General features: G+C 50.0%; 1 protein-coding gene. It reads left to right on the top strand.

Features of this window, described 5'->3' with window-relative positions; all coding sequences use genetic code 11:
• The coding region (locus EXE42_RS19790) for a hypothetical protein (RefSeq protein ID WP_206750755.1) at positions 1-325 on the top strand (325 nt) is incomplete at its 5' end.
• Between the last annotated feature and the right edge of the window lie 179 nt (positions 326-504).

Below are 504 nucleotides of genomic sequence, written 5' to 3'. Positions count from 1 at the left end.
CGGTCAACTCTATCTTGTCGGAAGTTCCGGTATGGGAAACTCATTTCTTGGAGCCACGGTATCAGCGATTATTCTGGCAGGGATACACACGTATCGCAACGCCGGAATACTCGTGAGTATCGCCGTCGCCGTGATCGTCATAAGCGGCTCTGCCCTGTATAGTGTCATCTCGCTCAATAACCCTCAACCTGACTATGGACTTTTAACCGGCGTGGGGGGAGCAATGTTATATGGCGTCCCAATAGGGATTGTATCCTCCACTGTTGCGTTTGCTTTACGGCGATTTGGCCCGAGCCAATCAGGTGTCGTATCTGAGGAAAAATAGGAATATAACGACTCCTCCACTGAGTAAACCCCAGAAACCTTCAGTGGTTCACCTGTATTGACCGCAAGCGGGTCAGAATGTGTCACCTATTGAGGATTTCAACAGAGCCAGCCATTTATAACCGGGTAGATAGGTGCCTGAAAAAATCCGCCGTCACCAGCGAGAGCAACGGTCGATAA

Origin of the sequence: Halorubrum sp. SP3 (assembly GCF_005435195.1) — an archaeon.
GTDB lineage: Archaea > Halobacteriota > Halobacteria > Halobacteriales > Haloferacaceae > Halorubrum > Halorubrum sodomense.
Note: the sequence above shows the minus strand (reverse complement) of the source record. Positions and strands in the feature narration are given on the sequence as shown.